The 21,262-nt window shown below is 35.6% G+C and carries 23 protein-coding genes; 14 read left to right on the top strand and 9 right to left on the bottom strand.

What is annotated here, in order from left to right; all coding sequences use genetic code 11:
• The first annotated feature begins 223 nt into the window (after positions 1-223).
• The 5 genes from G4D63_RS13910 (at position 224) to G4D63_RS13890 (ending at position 4,086) form a co-directional block, all read left to right on the top strand.
• The gene (locus G4D63_RS13910) at positions 224-679 is read left to right on the top strand and encodes a GNAT family N-acetyltransferase (RefSeq protein WP_163180248.1); all 456 of its coding nucleotides are present in this window, start codon (positions 224-226) and stop codon (positions 677-679) included.
• A gap of 383 nt (positions 680-1,062) precedes the next feature.
• Entirely contained in the window at positions 1,063-1,641 is a 579-nt protein-coding gene (locus G4D63_RS13905) for a TetR family transcriptional regulator (protein WP_163180247.1), read from the top strand.
• A gap of 24 nt (positions 1,642-1,665) precedes the next feature.
• Entirely contained in the window at positions 1,666-2,007 is a 342-nt protein-coding gene (locus G4D63_RS13900; RefSeq protein WP_163180246.1) for a DMT family transporter, read from the top strand.
• 1 nt (position 2,008) lies between these two features.
• Positions 2,009-2,323: a DMT family transporter gene (locus tag G4D63_RS13895; RefSeq protein ID WP_163180245.1), complete on the top strand. Its 315-nt coding sequence runs from the start codon at positions 2,009-2,011 to the stop codon at positions 2,321-2,323.
• 959 nt (positions 2,324-3,282) lie between these two features.
• Positions 3,283-4,086, top strand: a complete 804-nt coding sequence (locus G4D63_RS13890; protein WP_163180244.1) for a TerC family protein — start codon at positions 3,283-3,285, stop codon at positions 4,084-4,086.
• Between the two features lie 309 nt (positions 4,087-4,395).
• Here G4D63_RS13890 and G4D63_RS13885 read toward each other — a convergent pair whose 3' ends face one another.
• Both G4D63_RS13885 and G4D63_RS13880 read right to left on the bottom strand, forming a co-directional pair.
• Complete coding sequence (locus G4D63_RS13885) at positions 4,396-5,154, bottom strand: YibE/F family protein (protein WP_163180243.1); 759 nt, start codon at positions 5,152-5,154, stop codon at positions 4,396-4,398.
• Positions 5,151-6,275, bottom strand: a complete 1,125-nt coding sequence (locus tag G4D63_RS13880; RefSeq protein ID WP_205603846.1) for a YibE/F family protein — start codon at positions 6,273-6,275, stop codon at positions 5,151-5,153. The genes G4D63_RS13885 and G4D63_RS13880 overlap by 4 nt, the downstream gene beginning before the upstream one ends.
• A gap of 304 nt (positions 6,276-6,579) precedes the next feature.
• On the opposite strand from G4D63_RS13880, the gene G4D63_RS13875 reads away from it, so the two are divergent.
• The gene (locus tag G4D63_RS13875; RefSeq protein WP_163180306.1) at positions 6,580-7,560 is read left to right on the top strand and encodes a tRNA dihydrouridine synthase; all 981 of its coding nucleotides are present in this window, start codon (positions 6,580-6,582) and stop codon (positions 7,558-7,560) included.
• Positions 7,561-7,700: 140 nt separating this feature from the next.
• On the opposite strand, the gene G4D63_RS13870 is transcribed toward G4D63_RS13875, so the two are convergent.
• The gene (locus tag G4D63_RS13870; protein WP_163180242.1) at positions 7,701-7,988 is read right to left on the bottom strand and encodes a YrhK family protein; all 288 of its coding nucleotides are present in this window, start codon (positions 7,986-7,988) and stop codon (positions 7,701-7,703) included.
• 495 nt (positions 7,989-8,483) lie between these two features.
• On the opposite strand from G4D63_RS13870, the gene G4D63_RS13865 reads away from it, so the two are divergent.
• Complete coding sequence (locus G4D63_RS13865) at positions 8,484-9,278, top strand: fumarylacetoacetate hydrolase family protein (RefSeq protein WP_163180241.1); 795 nt, start codon at positions 8,484-8,486, stop codon at positions 9,276-9,278.
• A 77-nt stretch (positions 9,279-9,355) separates the two neighbouring features.
• On the opposite strand, the gene G4D63_RS13860 is transcribed toward G4D63_RS13865, so the two are convergent.
• From G4D63_RS13860 to G4D63_RS13850, 3 genes are all read right to left on the bottom strand, one after another.
• The gene (locus G4D63_RS13860) at positions 9,356-10,765 is read right to left on the bottom strand and encodes a PQQ-dependent sugar dehydrogenase (protein WP_163180240.1); all 1,410 of its coding nucleotides are present in this window, start codon (positions 10,763-10,765) and stop codon (positions 9,356-9,358) included.
• A gap of 115 nt (positions 10,766-10,880) precedes the next feature.
• Entirely contained in the window at positions 10,881-11,879 is a 999-nt protein-coding gene (locus G4D63_RS13855) for an LLM class flavin-dependent oxidoreductase (RefSeq protein WP_163180239.1), read from the bottom strand.
• An 18-nt stretch (positions 11,880-11,897) separates the two neighbouring features.
• Positions 11,898-12,182: a DUF3219 family protein gene (locus G4D63_RS13850; protein WP_163180238.1), complete on the bottom strand. Its 285-nt coding sequence runs from the start codon at positions 12,180-12,182 to the stop codon at positions 11,898-11,900.
• Between the two features lie 148 nt (positions 12,183-12,330).
• Here G4D63_RS13850 and G4D63_RS13845 point away from each other — a divergent pair, with 148 nt between their 5' ends.
• Positions 12,331-13,068: an HAD family hydrolase gene (locus tag G4D63_RS13845; RefSeq protein ID WP_163180237.1), complete on the top strand. Its 738-nt coding sequence runs from the start codon at positions 12,331-12,333 to the stop codon at positions 13,066-13,068.
• 49 nt (positions 13,069-13,117) lie between these two features.
• Positions 13,118-14,041 (top strand): oxidoreductase, encoded by a 924-nt coding sequence (locus G4D63_RS13840; RefSeq protein WP_338023946.1) that lies wholly within the window; start codon positions 13,118-13,120, stop codon positions 14,039-14,041.
• Between the two features lie 134 nt (positions 14,042-14,175).
• Here G4D63_RS13840 and G4D63_RS13835 read toward each other — a convergent pair whose 3' ends face one another.
• Both G4D63_RS13835 and G4D63_RS13830 read right to left on the bottom strand, forming a co-directional pair.
• A complete protein-coding gene (locus G4D63_RS13835; protein WP_275580295.1) occupies positions 14,176-15,387 on the bottom strand; it encodes a dihydrolipoyl dehydrogenase family protein in 1,212 nt (403 codons plus the stop codon).
• The gene (locus tag G4D63_RS13830) at positions 15,388-15,528 is read right to left on the bottom strand and encodes a hypothetical protein (RefSeq protein ID WP_163180235.1); all 141 of its coding nucleotides are present in this window, start codon (positions 15,526-15,528) and stop codon (positions 15,388-15,390) included.
• A 287-nt stretch (positions 15,529-15,815) separates the two neighbouring features.
• Here G4D63_RS13830 and G4D63_RS13825 point away from each other — a divergent pair, with 287 nt between their 5' ends.
• The 4 genes from G4D63_RS13825 (at position 15,816) to G4D63_RS13810 (ending at position 19,263) form a co-directional block, all read left to right on the top strand.
• Positions 15,816-16,232 carry a DUF6526 family protein gene (locus G4D63_RS13825; RefSeq protein ID WP_163180234.1) on the top strand — a complete coding sequence of 139 codons (417 nt, stop codon included), beginning with the start codon at positions 15,816-15,818 and terminating at the stop codon, positions 16,230-16,232.
• A 65-nt stretch (positions 16,233-16,297) separates the two neighbouring features.
• Positions 16,298-17,218: an ABC transporter ATP-binding protein gene (locus tag G4D63_RS13820; RefSeq protein WP_163180233.1), complete on the top strand. Its 921-nt coding sequence runs from the start codon at positions 16,298-16,300 to the stop codon at positions 17,216-17,218.
• Entirely contained in the window at positions 17,215-18,315 is a 1,101-nt protein-coding gene (locus G4D63_RS13815; protein ID WP_163180232.1) for an ABC transporter permease, read from the top strand. The genes G4D63_RS13820 and G4D63_RS13815 overlap by 4 nt, the downstream gene beginning before the upstream one ends.
• A gap of 225 nt (positions 18,316-18,540) precedes the next feature.
• Complete coding sequence (locus G4D63_RS13810) at positions 18,541-19,263, top strand: lysophospholipid acyltransferase family protein (protein WP_163180231.1); 723 nt, start codon at positions 18,541-18,543, stop codon at positions 19,261-19,263.
• Between the two features lie 158 nt (positions 19,264-19,421).
• Here the strand turns inward: G4D63_RS13810 and mreBH are convergent, their stop codons facing one another.
• Entirely contained in the window at positions 19,422-20,429 is a 1,008-nt protein-coding gene (mreBH, locus tag G4D63_RS13805) for a rod-share determining protein MreBH (protein ID WP_163180230.1), read from the bottom strand.
• 202 nt (positions 20,430-20,631) lie between these two features.
• Between mreBH and G4D63_RS13800 the strand changes: the two genes are divergently transcribed.
• Complete coding sequence (locus G4D63_RS13800; protein WP_239585962.1) at positions 20,632-21,219, top strand: cell wall hydrolase; 588 nt, start codon at positions 20,632-20,634, stop codon at positions 21,217-21,219.
• Positions 21,220-21,262 lie beyond the last annotated feature (43 nt).

Here is a 21,262-nt window from a genome sequence, read left to right as displayed (position 1 = left end):
AAATTATTTTTATATACAACGCCAAAAGTGGCATATGAAATGGAATTATTGAAATGGATTTAAAATAGTGTGGATTGAATAGTATTGCGGAATTTTTTAGGGGGAAATTCGGTACTACTAAATTTTGTGGCAGGTAGAAATAATGATTGGGCAGCACACTAGGTGGTAAAGGTTTCCATATGCTAATATATGTATAATAACAGTGTCAAAAGGTGGACTGAAAATGACAATAATAAGTGTAAGAGACTTAACATTGAATAACTTCTATAAATGTATCAATCTAAAATTGAGAGAAGAGCAAGAAAAACAAATTGTTTCTAATTTATATTCAATTGGAGAATCAAAGGTTAATCCTTGTTATACACCTTATGTTATACACTTAGGTGAAGAAGTGATTGGTTTTGTAATGACAGATTATGACCCTTCTTTAGAAGATAAAAATAAATACTGGGTTCCACGAATGATGATTGACGATCGTTTTCAAGGAAAAGGATATGGTCAGGAAGCAATGAAGATCATTATAGAGAGACTGAGTTTAAACGAAGATTGTAACTATATTCGATTATCAACTGAACCTACAAATATAAATGCAATAAAGTTTTATGAATCTTTAGGTTTTAAAAATACCGGAGAATTATTAGAAGAATCAGAGATTATTTTAGAATACAGCATCCTTTAAGAAATAACGAAATCTAGTGAAATCAACATACATTAATAGAATACTAATCTATTAGATACTTGACTTATTAGGAATTTGATCATTTATTGTGATTGAAAATTAAAGAGCAAAAACTCATTATATTGTTTTATGGATAAAGTACTAAAACCTATATGGAAAAGGGTCAATGTGCACTCACATTGATTCTTGTCTTTTATTTGCACTTCGTCAATTTTTACACATAGACTTTATCTGTGCTATGAATATCTCCATTCCTCGGTAGGAGACATTTGTACGAATCTAATGAGCTGGATAAGAATTATTAACTATTCTTAGGGGAAAATAATTGACTAGAAATAGTTTAGATGGTAAGTTTACCTTACGACCGTTCGGGAGGATTGAAAGTGACATCAAATCAAATTAAGGAAGTTTCATTAAAACATTTCGCAAAAAATGGGTATGAAGGTGCATCATTAGCACATATTGCTGAGGATGTGGGAATTAAAAAACAGTCTATTTATACTCATTTCAAAGGTAAAGATGAACTGTTTCTAAAGTTATGCAAGGACTCAAGTGAAAACGAAATTATTTTTGTCATTAATTTTATAGAGATCAATAAGACTCGTCCAATCGAGGAAATCTTATATCATTTTCTTTTAGAAAGCATAGAACGATATGAGATGAAGGATTCCAATAAATTTTGGATTCGAACAGCTTTTTTTCCGCCAAGTCATCTCAATGAAATAGTGATGAAAATGGTATACGAATACCTGGATAAATTGGAAGAACTTTTGTATCCGATTATACAGAAGGCTATGGAAGAGGGAGAAGTCAATTCATTAATCGACGGTAAATTAGCAACTGCTGCCTTTTTAGGAATATATGATGGAATAATTGTTGAAATGTTATATGGAGGTCCTGAACGCTTGCAGAAAAGGCTAGAATCCTCCTGGTATTTGTATTGGCGTGGACTCTCCTTATGATTAAATTAAATCGGAGGAAACGTAATGAATAAAGATTGGACATTTGTTATAATTGCTGGTTTTATTGAGGTGTTGTGGGCTATAGGGTTGAAGTATTCAGATAACATCCTTGAGTGGGCGGGTACAGCCCTATTTATATACTTATCGTTTGCTTTGCTAATCAAGGCGACAAAACGTCTGCCTGTAGCAACTGTATATGCCATCTTTACAGGAATAGGGACAGCTGGGACTGTTGTAATTGAAATGATGGTTTTCGGGGAACCGTTTAGTTGGACGAAAGTAATGTTTATCCTCTTACTACTTTCTGGAGTAGTAGGCTTAAAACTTGTTACAAGTGAATCCAGTAAGAAAGAAGGTGCAATGTAAAATGGCCTGGATTTATCTCCTTTTGGCTGGAACGTTTGAAGTGGTAGGAGTTACAGGGATGAATAAGGTAGCTAAGGATAAAAGCTTACAGTCCTATACTGTATTAATGATCGGATTCATAATGAGTTTTTGTTTTCTGAGTTTAGCTATGAAGACCCTGCCTTTGGGAATATCCTATGCTGTTTGGACTGGGATTGGAACGGTAGGTGGAGCGATCATAGGAATGCTGTTTTATGGAGAAGCAAGAGACTGGAGACGAATTCTATTTATAGCTTTGATTATCATATCGGTAGTGGGTTTGAGGTTAACCACTTAAATGTAGGTTGTCATGATACTTTTGATTCTAAGAGATTTTAAAATCCCTAACTTTTATACACAAGAGCTATTAGAACACCATCCTTTTGTTCTACGTTGTTAATGAAAATATTTATTGACAGATAAATTAAAATAGTATATCTTTACTATATTAAATAATAAATTCTCCTAAAGGGGAGTAGCTTTCATAACAAAGTCGTCATTTCAGAGTTTATACTCTCGGCTTTGTTAGCAACATTTTGTTGTTAGCAAGACCTTTACCTGTTTGGTAGAGGTCTTTTTGTATTTTAAAAACCTCTGCTCGTTGGTAGAGGTTTTTTGTTCTTTCAAAAACCTTTACTTGTGGTAGAGGTCATTTTGGTTCCCAAAAAACCTTTACCGAAAATCTGGTGAGGGTTTTTATTTTCTCCTCTCTGAGTAGATAAAAATTGTAAAACCCAACATTAACAAAATTGTTTTAATAATAGGCTACAACCGAGAGGATGATTAAAAGACAAGGAACAAATGGAAAAGATCGAGGAACAAATTGAAGAGAAGTACATGAGCAGAGATAGCCAATTAAACGTATAAAGGAGAATAAGAGTGTAGAAGAACAAAATCGATTTCTTATATGTAATTACTATTGTTTAAGGAGAAACGATTTTATTGAAAAAACATATACGGAACCTATTTGTCACATTCACCCTATTAACCATTATTGAAGTTCAGTTGCTTGCATATGTAAATGAGGACCAGAGGAATCCTCCCCGATTTCAGAACAGTATTATAACAACAATTCAGAGCTATAACATTTGTTCTTTGAGATTTATAAGATAGAAAGTAAGGTGATAGAGATGTTGATGATTTTAATTAGACTAAAGTACATCTTTAAGTTTTGGGAGTATTATCCTAGAGCGTCATTATCTAAATAAAGAAAACTGTAATTAATAAAACTATAAAGTACATTTAGGGGGTAGTTAGGTGGAATTTTCTATTATACTAGAATACGCTTGGGTATTATTACTTTTGATTGCTCTTGAAGGGTTATTAGCGGCAGATAATGCACTTGTACTCGCAATTATGGTAAAACATCTTCCAGAGGAGCAACGTAAAAGAGCATTGTTTTATGGTTTAGCAGGAGCGTTTGTATTTCGTTTTGCTTCTTTATTTGCTATTTCCTTCCTTGTGGATGTTTGGCAGATTCAGGCATTAGGTGCAGTTTACCTCTTGTTTATTGCTGCAAATCATATTTTCCGAAAACTTGTTGTCAATAAAGAAAAACAAAAAGCTGGGATGATCAAAGAAAAGAAAAAATCAGGATTCTGGATGACAGTTTTTAAGGTTGAACTAGCTGATATTGCTTTTGCAATAGATGCGATCCTTGCAGCTTTTGCTTTGGCTGTAGTACTTCCGAACACAAGCCTTCCAAATATAGGTGGATTAGATGGTGGAAAATTCCTTGTAATTTTTGCAGGTGGATTAATAGGTTTGGTTATTATGCGTTTCGCTGCAAACTACTTTGTTACACTTCTTCAAACAAGACCAGGGCTGGAGGTTGCAGCCTTTGTAATTGTAGGTATGGTTGGTATTAAGCTTGCGGTACTAACATTATCACATCCAGACTTGGCTGTTATACCATCAGGATTTGCAAAGTCACCGGAATGGAAAATTTCCTTCTATTTCACGCTTGTACTAATAGCACTATGTGGTTGGTTCCTTTCAAAGGAAAAGAAAACGGTTGAAACTAATGTAGAATCTGATAACAATAACAATAAGTGTGAGTAGTAAGTGTAAAGGAGATTTAGTAATTTGTATGTGAGGCACGGTCACTTCAGGTTACTGATCTCTGTTTAGAAGATCTTTGCCTTTTGGTAGAGGTCTTTTTCTATTTAAATGCCAGAACCAGCGGTTTATCAACACTTAGCTATGAGCAAAAAAATGAATCTTAGAAATAAGGCCCATGCCAATGCTGGGACGGGCCTTCTCTCATGTATTAACAATCTGTATTGTCCAAAAAAAAAATATAACCACATAACCCCAGAATTATAGATGAGGAAAAGAATACGTCAAGTACCTAAGAATTCCACCACAGCCTTATTTCTCTTTTCCCACTAAAACTAAAGCGGTAATCCAGGATGTAATGGGAATAACGATTATAACCCCAATACCAGCACAAAGGATTGTAATGATTTCAGCACTAAAGATCTTTGAATTCACAATTTCACCTAGAGGGAAAGATAAATCTTTAAAATAGATGAACAATCCTAAGAACCCACCAAAGAAAGCAAATAATAGTGTGTTGGTACTTGTACCAATTATGTCTCTACCAATATTTAATCCTGATCTAAACAAATCTTTTCTATTTATGGTTGGATTATGAAAATGGATTTCTCGCATAGGAGAGGAAATAGCAATCGCAGCATCTATGATGGCGCCTATTGTACTCATAATGATGACAGATATGCCGATCTTCACAAAATCAATCCCGATATGAAGTGAAAACCCACTAAGTTCTCGAATTTCTTCTTCAGCAAATCCTTGAATCATTGATTTCTCAGTTATTATAACAATACCAATAAATAAAATTACGATTGTAATGATTGAAGAGAGAAAAGCTGTTTTTGTTTTACTATTAATGTCATTAATAAAAAATAGATTAATACTACTTATCACTACAGATGCAACTAATGTTAAAATAATTATATTTATTTTGGGATCAAGCATAATAAAAATGATGACCATCAATACTCCAAAATTGAAGAATATAGCTAGAAAAGACTTTATCCCTTTTCTTCCACCAATTACAGTCATTAATAGAAATAATATGATTGATAATAAGACTAATGCATTCATAATCTAGCCTTCTTTCTATTAATAAAAAAGATCGTCGTATAAATGCCAATCGGAATAGTTAACACGATGCCTATTCCACCTGCAAGGGCTCTATACAATTCTAAGGAAAGATTCATGGATAGAGTGAACCCTAGTAGAGAGTCATTTTTGAGATATAAAAGAAGGAATGGGATGGAACCACTTATATAGATAAAAAACAAAATATTAGTCATCGTACCCATAATATCCTTTCCAATTTCCCTACCTGAAGTTCGTAGCGCTTTTAGAGTTATATGGTTATTCTTTTCGTACAAGCTGAAGAGCGAAGAAGACATGGTAATCGCTATATCCATAACTGCTCCTAGTGAACCAATAAATAACCCCGCCATAAACACCATCTGGTAAGGACTTGATAAGAATTGTAATAAGCCATTCCCCGACGTAATCCAAATAACAGAATATGCAATGAAAAGGGAGCTGAATGTTCCTAAGATGGTTGCTATAATAGCTGAATATGTTTTTTCATTAAACCCGTTAACGAGTAATAAGGAGGTACAAGTAAATAAAAAAATACTAGCACCACAAATCAATACTAGACTGATCTCTGGATGGTTTATGTATATATCTAACGTATATGAGAGCAAAATCGCATTTACTGCTAAACTTATAACAGAAAAGAAACCTTGTTTTTTTCCAATGATTATTAAAGCAAAAATAAAAATCCATGCAGCGATTAATACATATGTATCACGTTTAAATTCTTTTATTGTACCGGTTAATTCTTGATTTTCCACTTTAACCTGATCTATTGACACGAAAATTTTTTGTCCGGCTTGATATTCATTGTCATACGCTTTCGATAATGAATATTCATTAGTTAAATAAATAAGCTTTCCTTTTGAATCGCTATTCTTTAATATGGCGATGATTCTCTGTGAGTACAGGATGTCTTCATTACCATACATATCATTGATTTCAGTAGTATCTATTAATTCTGTTTCAATTACCTCTGCAATAGGTTGTTCGTAGAATGAATAATTGTTGTTTACAAAAGTGATCGAGATGACAAAAGAAAGGATTAAAAAGATATATAAATAGAATTGTTTTTTCGTTAATTTTTTTATTAGATTTACTAGCTTCAATACTAAACCTCCAACATTGCTAAATAAAGTGTATACCACTATCCTCTTATAGCTATTTCATAATACCATCAAATGATTTGTTAATAAATGGCTCTGTAGAAAGGTGATTTGAAAAGATCTACTTTAAGTTTCATGGATGGTCCAGAATTACTCCAATAATTACCTACAAAAAAACATTTTCAATTAGTTTGATAAAAAGTGCTTAAGCATGGTATAAGTGTAAAAGAAGAAGAGATAGGTTGTTGTTTAAATTTGGGATAAAGGGTTAAATCATATCCCATAATGAAAGGATTTGGATTTGAAGATGATCGATAATTTTTGGCGTGAATTACCACGACCTTTTTTTATATTAGCACCCATGGAAGAAGTGACGGATGTTGTTTTTCGCCATGTAGTGAGTGAAGCTGCTAGACCTGATGTATTTTTTACAGAGTTCACAAATTCGGAGAGTTATTGTCACCCTGAGGGACGAAAAAGTGTTCGTGGCCGATTGACTTTTACAGAGGATGAACAACCAATTGTTGCCCATATTTGGGGGGACAAGCCTGAGTTCTTTCGTCAAATGAGTATTGGTATGGCGGAACTTGGGTTTAAAGGAATAGATATCAATATGGGCTGCCCTGTACCTAATGTAACGCAACATGGAAAGGGAAGTGGTCTAATTCGCCGTCCAGAAGTTGCGGCAGAATTAATTCAAGCAGCAAAAGCAGGCGGATTGCCTGTAAGTGTAAAGACACGGCTTGGATTCAAGGAGATCAATGAATGGCGCGACTGGCTGACTCACATATTTAAACAAGATATTGTTAATCTATCCATTCATCTACGTACAAGAGAGGAAATGAGCAAAGTAGATGCTCATTGGGAACTCATACCGGAAATTAAGAAACTTCGTGACCAGGTTGCACCAAATACACTCTTGACAATCAATGGGGATATCCCTGACCGTCAAACAGGCTTAAAGCTTGCTCAACAATACGGTGTTGATGGGGTGATGATTGGGCGCGGTATTTTCCATAATCCATTTGCCTTCGAAAAGGAACCAAAGGATCATACTAGTGAAGAATTGCTAGACCTCCTTAGGTTGCATATGGATCTCCATGATCAATATTCAGGTTTAGAGCTTCGTAAATTCACAGCTCTTCATCGTTTTTTCAAAATTTATGTCAAAGGATTCCGAGGAGCAGGTGAATTAAGAAATCAACTGATGAACACAAAGTCAACAGATGAAGTGCGCGCCTTGCTAGAAGAATTTGGGTCAAAGAATCTTGATGGTATGGGGGAATAACTGATTTTTTGTAAAGACCATTTATAAAAAATCTATTAAGTTAGGACCAAATATAATGAAAAAGGTATCGAGAGAGTACTCTTGATACCTTTTATCATCATATAAGTTGTTCATTCAGTGTTTATGCAACAAAGTTCTGCTTAAGTTTCTTTTTTATCAAATTTCATTAAATGAATATCTCTAACAATATGAATAAGTGAACGGGTAACCATTAGGATACTACCTACCAGAAAACAAGAAATAGAAATTACTCTGTTCACTTCTAATAAAAATAAAATACTTCCTATCATATATAAAAAGCCTTGAACAATGTTGTTTAAGTAATAAATCAATCGATAACGATTGTTTATTATTATTTTCTTTTTCCTTAATTGAATTTGAATAGTCTTCTCATCGAGTGTGGTTCTATTCTTTAGTTTTTTTATCATGATTTTTCACCCATTCGTATTACTACTCGACATTTTCCCTTTTAAATAAACGTAAAACTAAATTTTCTTAGATTAATATGTTCCTATAAGAATGAGCTTGCGATTTAACATTAAGTGGGTATAATCTTTATGGACAAAATAAATTTTAAATGTTTAATATTGAACGATCTCAATTTTACAAGTATCATGATACGGAAGAATTACAAAAGGCATGAATAAATTTTATAACCTGTTCAATTCTTGCAAAGTTAAATATAATGGGAATACTGAAATTATCAAAGCTAACTTTTTTATAAAAGGCTGGGTTAATACCAGTGTTGATATTTTGCACTGCAGATTGTAGTGGAAGGACGCGAGTGTCCTGAAACGAAAATCAACAACAAGGTTAATATAACCTTATAAAAAAGGCGTACAATCAAGATACGTTAACAATGAATAAAATAAAAATAGCAAACAAGTACAATCATCAAGTTTGTAAGGGAGTTCGTCTTTAAAATGAAAACAATACAACAAGTGAAAACAATCGTACGGTATCAGAACAACAATAAAGTACATTATGGAATGCTAGAAAATGATGAGATTATCCAATTGTCTAGTGATTTTAATGAAATAGTTAATAATGAACTAAAATACGATGGCGTAAGACTTAAATATAGTGAAGTAAAGGTTTTAGAACCAGTAGTTCCTTCAAAAATTGTTAATTTTGGTTGGACTTATGCCGCACACGCAGAAGAGACTGGCGGAGAAGCAAATCTTCGTGAACCATTTTTGTTTTTAAAGCCATATTCTTCTGTCATTCCGGATGAGGGAGAAATCATTCTTCCATCTACTGATTTAACAAACCAGGTTGAATTAGAGGGAGAAGTAGCACTCGTAATCGGAAAACGCGGGAAAAATATAAAAGAAGAAGATGCATTAGATTATGTCTTTGGCTGTACCATTTTTAATGATGTGACAGCAAGAGACCTTACTAAATCAGATCCCCAATTTACAAGAGGAAAGGGCTTCGACACGTTTGGTCCATTAGGTCCCCATATTGTTACAGGCATAGATCCGACAAACCTAAGAATTGTGACTACTTTAAACGGAGAAGTTGTCCAAGATGGGAATACAAATGAGATGTCATTTTCAATTCCTTTCCTGATCAGTTGGATTTCAAAGGTTATGACGCTTGAGCCGGGAGATATATTAGCGACTGGTTCACCTTCAGGGAGTTGTCCAATGAAATCAGGAGACACAGTAGTAGTTGAAGTCGAGAAAATAGGTAAACTTCGTAACTACGTGAAGTAGATATGACTTTATAATTTGCTAATTAATCAGATAAAAATGGCACTCAGATGTGAGTGCCATTTTTGTATGGATATAAATTATGACACAACTTCATATACAGTTCCTTTATTTAAATCAGTTACTTTCATAGATCCATATACACCTAAGAAAAGTCTAGTTTGGTTCAGATTCGTTCCTAAGCTTACATAATATGCTGATTGAGAGCCAGATTCATGATTAGTTTCAATTACTCCATAATCATTTGATATCCCATCTGATCTTACCTTGGTATAAGCTAAAGCCCCTCTAGCAGGATCTTCTCCGATTTGGGAGATATCAGTAAACACAACTGCTCCCGTTATATCTGGAATCTCAATTCCCATATAAGGCTGAACGCCTGTAAGTGCAGTTCCTTCAAATTTATCTAGTCTAGGGTCTTGATGGTAGTAAGTAGTTAAGGGAGGTAGGTGTTTCTTCGATAGTTTTACTGCTTCCTTGTAATAAGTTATCGTTTTCTCATCTAAATCTGCATTTCCTGAACAGTCCCTAATCATTGAAGTAGGAAAATCCCCCTCCCAGCCACGCCATCCGAAGTTAATAAGTCCGTCTAGATTAGCTTCAGTGTTCATAGAGGAAGCTTGAACAAGCTGAGTAACTGGAATAGGTTTATAGTGAACAAACGAGAAAATGGACTCGACCAATTCTTGTCCAACATTACCGACATATTTAATATATTCATTATAATATCTTTGAAATGCAATACCTGGTATATTTCGAACCCCTTTAGCAATAACGGTGAGTGTTTCTTGAATATATGTTGGTAGCTCATTAAAGCGAGATATAATAGGTGGATTGTACATCGTTATATTCTTACTAACGTCAATTTCAATGATCTTACCGGCTATTTCCATGTTATCCTGACTCAAATTAAATGGATCAAACCCTGATCCACCATCTCCAGTTGTTAATACAAGTCTTCCTGTCTCAGGTGAAAAATTTAAGCTATTAAACCCATTATGATTAAAGAATGGCCTTCTCAGATTTAATAGTGTTCGTCGTTTTTGAGGCTGACGATTGGGTTGTAGAATCCATTCTTCCACAGTATCAATATGGTCATACTGAGTTTCCCTATTTTCCCAGCTTAGATTTATGGTACTTGGATCACACGGGTTAGGCTCAAAAGAGTCAGAAAGAGCACCAGGACCTTGTGTTCCAGCTACTGAATAGTGAAGATAGAATAAACCGTTATACTGGAATTGAGGATGAAATGCGAGCCCAAGCAATCCTCGTTCATCATAACCACCACGCTTTTCACCTAATTTTATGATTTGGGGACGAATATCTAAAAAAGCACTTAAGCCTTTGTCACTTATATAAAAAATTTCTCCTACCTGTGTTGCAATAAATAATCTTTCAACAGTTTCACCAGGGAGAATCGTTGTTTTAATAACCGTTGGCAAATTTAGTTTACTAACAATGGGGCGTAATCTTACCTTAACGTTTTTCACTATTCTCACTCCTTTCTCTTATAAAAAATATGATAAGGACTGCTTTTTTTAGTACCAAGGAAATCTGTAACGATCACATAAAAAGAGTGCCTTTCCGTTATGGAAGGCACTTTTGCTAAAGTTCAAGCTCTTGGGCAATTAATTCATAAGATCGGATTTTATCTTCTAATCTATGTGTATTCGTGATCATCATGATTTCATCTGCTTGATATGTCTTTTGTAAATGCTCAAGTCCTTGCTTTACTTCTCGAGGGCAGCCGATGATCATCTTGCTTTTTATCTGCTTTATAGATTCCTTTTCTTTCTCATCTAGTTCGTAAGACATTGCTTCTTTAATAGAAGGAATCCCACGGTGTCCTTCATCTTTTTGTAGTTGTAGCGACCATACAAGTGCACTTGTAGCTATTTCTTCTGCTTGTTCAGTAGTTTCCGCACAAAAGGCCGATACAGTTAAGATTACGTCAGGCTTCTGATCCTTTTTTCTCAGTTTAAAAGAGTCTCGATATTGCTTAATTATCTCTATCCCATCTTGATCACTCATAAACTTACCAAACGTATAGGACAAGCCATTTTCAGCCGCTAGTATCGCGCTTTTTTTACTTGTTCCAAGAAGCCACAGCACAGGAGGTTTTTTGGGTAATGGTGATGCAGTCACTTTTGCATGTTGATGATCACTTGGGAGATCATTGTGTATAAAATGTAGCAATTCTTTTACTGAGTTTGGCATATCATAAACCTTTTGTAGGAAATTATCATTTAATGCATTCGTTGCTTCAGCTGATCCCCCTGGAGCTCGTCCGATTCCTAAGTCAATTCGATCTGGAAACAACGTTGCTAGCATGTTGTAGGTCTCAGCTACTTTATATGGTTTGTAATGGGGAAGTAATGTAGCTCCAGATCCTATTCGAATCGTATTAGTGTGTGCACCAATATAACCTAACATCACTTCAGGTGCAGGGCAGGCGAGTCCTGGTAGATCATGATGTTCTGCAATCCAATATCGAGTATATCCAAGTGCCTCACCAGCTTGTGCTAACTTCATAGAATTAGTTAATGCCTCACGGGCTGTTTGGTTGGAGGATATCGGAGATTGATCTAAAATGCTTAGTCTCATGTGTTTTCTCCTTCTTTCTTAATGCTTTACTTCAAGAAGGCTCAAGCTGAAGACTCCAACTTGATTTTTCTCGTATAAATTAGTAAACGAAGTTGAGTATTGAGTAATAGTTCCTTGAAAGGTAAAACCCTTAGGAAGTACTTTTACTTCGAATGTTCCATTATAAAGTAACGTAGTAATGTCATGATACTCGTCACTTGTAACTTTGAAATCTACTGAAATCTTAATTAAACCATCAATATTGTCTTCTTTATAACTCTCTACTTTAATTGGTATATTATTAAGAATTATTTCTTGTACCAAACCTGCATCTCCTTACATATTCTTTGTTCATCATTTTAAATGAAATGCAGGTGGATTGCTAACGAGTAGCTCGTATTCGACTAACACCTAAAAGTTTTATAAAATAGTAGGTAAGACAGATATCAATCGCTAATAAGGAGAAAACGGAATGACCAAAAATAGAGCAGCGTTCTTTGACATTGATGGAACGTTTTATCGTGATTCATTATTAATTGAACATTTTAAAAGAATGATTAAGTATGAAATTATATCGCCATCTGTTTGGCACGAACAAGTGAAGCACACTTTTCAAGATTGGGACAAGCGCCAAGGTAATTATGATGTGTACCTTCTAGATGTAAGTAAAATTTATGTTGAACATCTAACAAATGTTTCAAAAGAAGATATCGAGTTTATTGCAAAACAAGTAATCCGTTTAAAAGCAGATCGAGTGTATAAATACACCAGAAAGCAAATAAAATGGCATTTGGAAAATGGTGACAAGGTAATATTTATTTCCGGGAGTCCAGATTTTCTAGTATCTAAAATGGCTGAAAAATATCATGCAACGGATTATCGTGGGTCAACCTATCATATAGACGAAAAAGGATTTTTCAACGGTAAGGTCCAACCGATGTGGGATTCTGTGAATAAAGAGAAGACCATACAAGAAATGGTCGAGAAGCATGACATCGACCTGGACCAAAGCTACGCTTATGGTGATACAAATGGTGATATCACCATGTTTAAATATGTAGGAAATCCAGTAGCGATTAATCCTGCAAAAGAGTTACTAAGTGCTATTACGGATCAAGAAGATTTAAGGAATAAGATTCGAATCATCGTTGAGAGAAAAGATGTAATCTATCAAATAGATCCTAAGTCAAACTCCGTAACGTTTGATTAGGAAAATAACCATTGCTTAACTGTGAAGTGAAAAAGGAGTGTGGAGAAAAGTGGTTTGGACCCTTAAAGAAATGAGTAGCCAAGAAGGTAAGATTGCGATCATCACAGGAGCGAATAGTGGTCTTGGGCTTGAGACAGCTAAGGCCCTTGTAGAAAGAGGAGCAAATGTGATTTTAGCTGTTCGTAATCTGAGTAAGGGCGAAGAAGCTAAACAATTTATTATATCTCAAACGAAGACAGAGTTCTCTTCTCGTTTGGTAGTTATGTCCCTAGATTTAGGGGATTTACAAAGTATAAAAAGATTTGCTGAAAGCTTTCAAGCTACATATAATCAATTGCATATGTTGATCAACAATGCTGGAGTGATGGTTCCTCCATTTTCAAAGACTAAGGATGGATTTGAACTTCAATTTGGAACAAACCACTTGGGGCATTTCGCGCTAACGGGACTTCTGCTTCCCGTTCTTAAGAAGACTGAGGATGCTAGGATTATTACACTTAGCTCTATTGCCCATCGAGGTGCTGAAATTTATTTTGATAACTTGGATGGAGAAAAAGGATACAAAGCAGGGAAGTTTTATGGACAGAGTAAACTAGCTAATCTTTACTTTGCAATAGCATTGGATGAGAAATTAAAAGAAGCGAGTTCCAACATAAAGAGTATCGGGTGTCATCCTGGAATTTCTTCAACCAATTTATTTAGATTAGGAAGAGAGACATCCCCTTGGTTTGTAAAGCTGTTATTACCTTTAATTTCTCAGTCGGCTGAAAAAGGTGCATTACCTATCTTATATTCTGCTACCCATCCAGATTTACAGGGTGGAGAATACATTGGTCCCAATGGGGCTGGAAATCGAAAGGGCTTTCCAGCCATTGAGAAGCCTCATCAATCAGCAGCTAATCGAGAAGTAATGGATAGGCTCTGGCATCGATCAGAAGAACTGACAGGAGTTACCTTTGCACTTGAGAATTGATTTTACTAAATAGATTATAAACATGTAAACAAGGTACTGAATTTTAGTGCCTTTTTTTTGTAACAAGCTTATTCCGAAAGGTTTAAGACTAAAAAACTACTTAGGAGCTATCTAAGTAGTTTTTAACTATTCTTTTATTTACCTGCCATTAGCATTAACGTTTCAGAAATAGTAGGATGAACGTTGATAATTTCAGCTAGGTCATGGATTGTAAACTTGGCCTTCATTGCAATTGCCATAGAGTGGACGATTTCATCTGCATGTATTCCGACCATATGAAAGCCAATGATCTGACCCGTTTCCTTATCTGTGAGTATTTTTATATATCCCGCTTCTTCGCCTAATATGATTGCAACTGCACTATGTTTTAAATAAGATTTATATACTTTGTATTCAATTCCTTTTTCCTTAGCCGCTTCTTCAGACAACCCAATATTTGCAATAGGAGGCATCGTAAAAATTGCATGAGGTACAAGCGTATAATCCGCTTTTTCCTTATTCCCTCTAATCGCATTACGAATCGCTAGTTTAGCCTCATAAGTCGCGATAGGAGTGAGCATTAAGCCACCGATAACATCTCCAGCTGCATAAATACCAGAGGCTGTGGTTTCAAAATATTCATTTACATGGATTCCCTTATCAGAATAACGTACTCCTGCATTTTCTAAACCTAATCCATCTACTTGTGGAGTACGTCCTGTTGCATTCATCACGATTTCTGTTTCAAGCTCCAATGTTTTTCCATCGACTTGACCAATTAGTGTATAGTGGCCATCTCCATGTTTAAGAACAGACTCAGTATGAACATTTGTTTTCACTTCAATTCCACGTTCTTTTGTCATATTAAGGACAAGTTCAGATGTCTCGTTGTCCATGGTTTTTAATAAGGTATTCCCTCTTAGTACAATCGTCACGTTTACTCCTGCACTCGCCAAAATATAAGCAAATTCGAGACTAATAACTCCACCACCAAGAATGGCAATAGAGCTTGGTAAGGAAGTTAGATTTAAAATTTCCTTACTTGTAACAGCGTGCTCAATTCCTTTAATAGCAGGAGTGGAGGGTTTGGAGCCTGTTCCAATGAGGAAGCGCTCTCCATAGTATTCTGAGTCCCCAACTTTAATCGAGGTAGGGGATGCAAACTTAGCATGCCCTCTTACAAATTCAACACCTAGTTTTTTTAGTTTAGGTTCTTTCCCACTGGTGAATTTGTTTATAATCGTATTCTTTCGCTCTATCACTCTAGTCCAATTTAGAGTAGCATCTGAAACATTAGCCCCAAATTCCTCTGCTTGTTGAATGTTATTCCATACTTCCATAGACCTTACCAAGGCCTTTTTTGGCATTCAACCATAATTTAAACAAGTTCCACCTATACGATCTTCCTCTACCACAAGGATTTTCGTAAGTCCAGCAGAAAGTGCCTCTTGAAGTCCATCATTGGAAACCGTACCCGAACCTATAATAATTAATTCATATTGATTCATTGTATTTACTCCTCTCAAACCTTTACCTTTTTAAAACTAAAGGTCACAATAACCATTTGTTTAAACTAGTCTAGTTTCATTTATATTATAAAGTATTCTAAGATAAAAGCTCGTAATGTATAGTAATTCTTTATAGATATCTACCCTATATACGAAAGCTTCAAACAAGGTAATGTAATACAAGCTGATGTAGGGATAACCAAACTTAAAAGTATACCTTTCAAGAAATCACCTTTATAATAGAGACTGAGATACATAATCTAAGTCCAAATAGGTAGGTGTAAAGATTGGAACAGAATTACAAAAAACATGCTATGATTGATCCGCTTTTCCATTACGTATTGGCTCCACTGGCTTTACTCACTGTCATTCTTGGAATCATTCAAATCGTAAATGGATTTTCAATATCTAGTCTACTGTTGTTCGTTGGAGCTGTTTTGTTTTTCCTTATCATTGCAAAATTAAGACTTTATGCGTTAAAACTTCAGGATCGCATTATTCGTTCTGAAGAAAACTTTCGTTACTATGTTTTAACGGGGAAACGACTTGATTCTCGAATTACTATGAAACAGTTAATCGCCTTACGTTTTGCAAGTGATGAAGAATTTCCTAGTATGGTCGAAAAAGCAGTAAATGATAATTTAACACCTAATCAAATTAAACAACTGGTAGAAAATTGGCGTGGAGATTACCATCGCGTATAATACAGATAATGACCTCTACTCAATGTGTAGAGGTTTTTCTTTAGCATTGAAAGGTGTGAGCAAGGATGACGATAGATATGATTGAAGTTGATGGATTAGTAAAAAGATATGAAAAACACACCGCTGTTAATAATGTGAAATTCACAGTTAAAGCAGGAGAGGTGTTTGGGCTACTGGGGCCTAACGGTGCAGGGAAAACTACAACGATTGAAATGCTTGTTGGACTTCGGAAACCTGATGGAGGAACAGCAAGACTAGCTGGCTTTGATATTCGTAAGCAAATTGGAAAAGTAAAGGAAGTAATAGGTGTTCAGCTCCAGTCCACTTCACTGTTTGAGTTATTGACAGTTCAGGAAATTATGGAGATGTATGCTAGCTTTTATCCAAGTCATGTATCAATATCAGAATTAATAGAAGAAGTGTTGTTAACTGAAAAGAAGAAAGACAGAATTAAATACCTTTCTGGTGGTCAGAAACAGAGATTAGCCATTGCGCTGGCAATTATTCATGACCCTAAAATTGTGTTTCTTGACGAACCAACAACAGGTTTAGATCCTCAAGCACGGAGGACATTATGGGACATCATTGAAAAACTGAAATCTAGAGGGAAAACAGTAGTTCTTTCCACACATTATATGGATGAAGCACATGTGCTTTGTGATCGGATTGCCATTATGGATCAAGGTCAGCTTATTGCATTAGATACACCTACGACGTTAGTGAGAAACCTTCAATCAGATAGTGCGGTTGAGTTTTCACTTTTACATAATGAAGATGCTTCTTTCTTACATTCATTACAGGGTGTAAAGCAAGTGAGCAATCGAAACGAACGATATGTATTATACACAGATTCTATTCAGTTAACGTTAACTGACTTGATTCAACAAGCATCAAACCAAAACATCAATCTACAAGATTTGCAAACAAGAACAGCAACATTAGAGGATGTCTTTATTCACATGACAGGAAGGAGCTTACGAGAATGAAAGCATACTGGCAATTAACACTAGCGCAGCTCCGAATCTTTTCACGTAATCGACAAGTGCTCTTTTTTACCCTGCTTTTTCCACTTATTCTAATGATTGCATTAGGATCTTTTGTTGGTAAGGGTGGCGGTATCTCAATCTCACTTACGATTGTTGACCATGATGATACAACTGCTTCGGAAGAACTCATTACTCTTTTGAAAGAAAATGAAGCAATGGACGTGAATGAATCTGATGATTTAACTTCAGCTCTTGACTCTCTAGAAAAAGGCGATGTGCAAATTGTGATGGAGTTCCCAATAGGCTATGGAGAATCTGTTTTGAACAGAGCAGAAAATGATCCAACTTATTCTTTACCTGTATACTATAATGAGACAAATATGTCCGCTTCACAGCTAGGACTCACCGTTGTGAATGCTACGATCGATGAATGGAGCAAGGAAGCTACAAATTATATGCCTATCGTTGAAATTGAGTCAAAAGGCATTCGTGCTCTTGATATTGGGTACATTGACTTTTTAGTACCAGGAATTGTCGCCATGATGATTATGAGTAATAATATGAATGGTGTTGCGGGCCAGATTTCTGCTTGGCGTGAGCGTGGTATTTTAAGAAGAATGCAAGGCACTAGATTGAAGGCATCTACATTTATAGCAGCTCAAATTACGGCTAGACTCTTCTTAAATGGCTTTCAAGCTTTACTTGTTTTATTAGTGGCAAACTTAATTTTCGGGGTGAATGTTAGTGGTTCATGGCTAGTGCTAATAGGATTCGTCATTCTAGGGACCCTTGCTTTCATGGCACTTGGTTTTATCATCGCAGGTATTGCTAAAAATCCTGAGAGTGCAGGACCCATTGCAGGCTTTGCTACGTTTCCGATGCTATTCCTCGGTGGCGTCTTTTTTCCGATCAGCAACATGCCAGAGTTTCTTCAACCAATCGTAAAAATTCTCCCAATCGCTCATTTAAGCACGGCTCTCCGTGAAACAATGAATGTGGGGACACCTCTTACAGGGCTTTGGGTTGAAGGATTAATCCTGTCTGGATGGGCAATTGTTGCTTTCATGATTGCGAGTCGCACTTTTAGATGGGAATAAAGGGAACTCGCCGATCAATATTGATATTGTTTTACTATCAAATACTAACAAAAAGAACTGCAGAACAAGATATTTGATCTTGATCTGCAGTTTTTTCTCTATCAGTAAAAGTAATTATAGACAAATAGCCCTGCTATAAGGCAGTATATAAAAAGATAAATATATAAATGATTTTTAACGAGATAAAGTAGAGTTACTTTCTCGTATATGAATGGAGAACAAACTATGTTACGAACAATTTATGGTTTTGGTTATATGTGGCTGTATTTAATTTATTCAATTCCTACCTTACTAAAGTGGAAGCGAAGTACTTTTGAGAACTTATCTATCCAAGAAAGGGACGAACTTGTTCATGACGTACCTAAAAGATGGGCAATGGGTGTTGTGAAAACAACAGGGGCAAGCATTTCAGTAACGGGTGAAGATCTTATTCCAGATGGACCTGTTCTGTTTGTTTCAAATCATCAAGGCAACTTTGATATTCCTCTGTTAATTGGATACATTAAGAAACCAATCGGATTCATCTCTAAGATTGAAGTGAAGAAATTACCGATCATTTCAGATTGGATGGAAGTGCTTCCGTGTATCTTTATGGATCGAAAAGACGCAAGGCAATCTGTAAGAGCAATGAAAGAAGGAGCTGAGCTACTAAAAAAAGGTCACTCAATGGTTATTTTTCCAGAAGGTACTAGAAGTAAAGGCGGCCCTGTTGCCCCTTTTAAGTCTGGGAGCTTTAGACTTGCGACAAAATCAGGGGTTCCAATCGTACCCATCACAATTGAGGGATCTTATCGATTATTTGAAGAAAAGGGATCCCGTTTTCAACCTGGTGATGTTAATATCATTATTCATCCACCTATATTCAGTGAGGATTATAACGAATGGAATATAAATGAGCTAGCAGAGGTAGTAGAGCAAAAGATATCATCTCAACTATTGCAAAATTAATAAAAATACTATGTCCTATACAAATTGTACTTTATTTTGATTCTTTTAAAGAACAAGGTTTAACAGGGCTGTTAATTAATGGTATAGAAAATAAAAAAAGCTGTTTATGTCATGGTAATAGCCCCTGACATAAACAGCTTTTTATGTTATTCTCCTGATTATCTTGCTGCTTGTAAAAGCTTGTTAATGATGGATAACGATTTTCCGGTTCCTATTGCAACAGATTCTAGGGGGTTTGGTGCAATATGAACAGGGACGACGATTTCTTCTCTTAACCAATCTTGAAGGCCATTCATTAGCGCACCACCACCAGTTAATAAGACACCACGATCAACAACATCCCCAATTAGTTCAGGGGGACAGGCTTCAAGTGTTGCCCGAATGGCTTCTAGAATTTGTAGTAATGAATCCTGCATTGCTTCCTGCATTTCATAGGATGAAACAGAAATCGTCTTAGGTAATCCGGTGACTAAATCACGTCCACGAATATTTATTTTGACTTCTTCATGCTTAACTAAGGCATACCCAATCTCGATTTTCATTTCCTCAGCAGTACGCTCACCAATTAGTAGATTGTACTTTTTACGAACAAATTGAACAATATCATCATCAAATTGATCTCCGCCAACACGGATGGATTGGCATGAGACAATTCCTCCGAAAGAGATAATTGCAACCTCAGTTGTACCACCACCTATGTCCACTACAACATTTGCGATAGGTTCATCTACTGGCAAGTCTGCCCCGATTGCTGCCGCAACTGGTTCTTCTATCAAGAAAACTTGATTTGCCCCCGAGCTTTTAACAGCATCCTCAATGGCTCTTTTTTCAACAGATGTAGCACCTGAAGGAGCACAAATAACCACATTTGGTTTACGTAATGACATTCCAAGCTTCTTTGACGTCATTTTCATGATGGTTCTTAGCATGGAAGTTGTAATATCATAATCTGCGATTACTCCATCCTTTAAAGGTCTTATTGTCTCAATGTTATCTGGTGTTCGACCAATCATTCGTTTTGCCTCATGGCCAAGAGCTACTACTTTATTTGTATTCGTATCAATAGCAACAACTGAAGGTTCATTAAGTACAACACCCTTCCCCTTACTATAGACCAATATATTTGCAGTTCCTAAATCAATTCCAATTTCAGCTGTAGAAAACATAACCATACCTCATTTCTTTTTCTTGCTATATAATTTGTAGAATTATGTTGGTTTTTGAGGGTTGTTATTGTTTTGATAAGGGAACGTCATCTTTGTCATATGCCTGTCATAATACGACCAATCATCTACTAAGGAATTAATCGGTGAGTATGTTACCCTAGTTATAGGCCTGTTCCCAAAAAACAAAACAGGAGGTAACGAGATGAATACATCCATTCGATTCTTAACGATTTTAATATTGGCTATTAGTTTAATCGTTTCATCCGCGACTATGATTAATCAATCATCACAAGAACAACAAACCAAACTGACATTGAAGAAGCTATATGAACAAGATCTAGCTGGCCAAAAAATGCCAACCTATCAGTTTCTAACAGAGGAGCTTTCTAATAAACATCTTAATGAGGAAGAAATGAAAAATCATAAAGTATTAGTTTCAGAGGATGAAAAGAAATTACTTGCACGCCTTGTTACAGCCGAGGCAAAAGGCGAACCATACTCAGGAAAAGTAGCAGTAGCAGAAGTGGTATTAAATCGAGTAGAAGACGAGAAGTTCCCAGACTCAATTAAGGAAGTTATATATGAAGAGAATCAGTTTGAACCTGTTCAAAATAATTCCATTCAACAACCCGCTGACCAAGAATCAGTTCAAGCAGTTGAAGAAGCCTTAATTGAAGAAAAACACGAATTAGAGGCACTGTATTTTTATAACCCTGAAACAGCATCTGATCATTGGATACGTGAACGAAAAATCATCAAAAAAATCGGTAATCATGTGTTTGCTATTTAAATAGATAGTACATGTAAGTTTCTAAAGTTGGAGTCAGAAGTAC

This window comes from Bacillus mesophilus, assembly GCF_011008845.1.
Classification (GTDB): Bacteria; Bacillota; Bacilli; order Bacillales; family SA4; genus Bacillus_BS; species Bacillus_BS mesophilus.
This window is presented reverse-complemented; position numbering and strand designations above follow the sequence as displayed.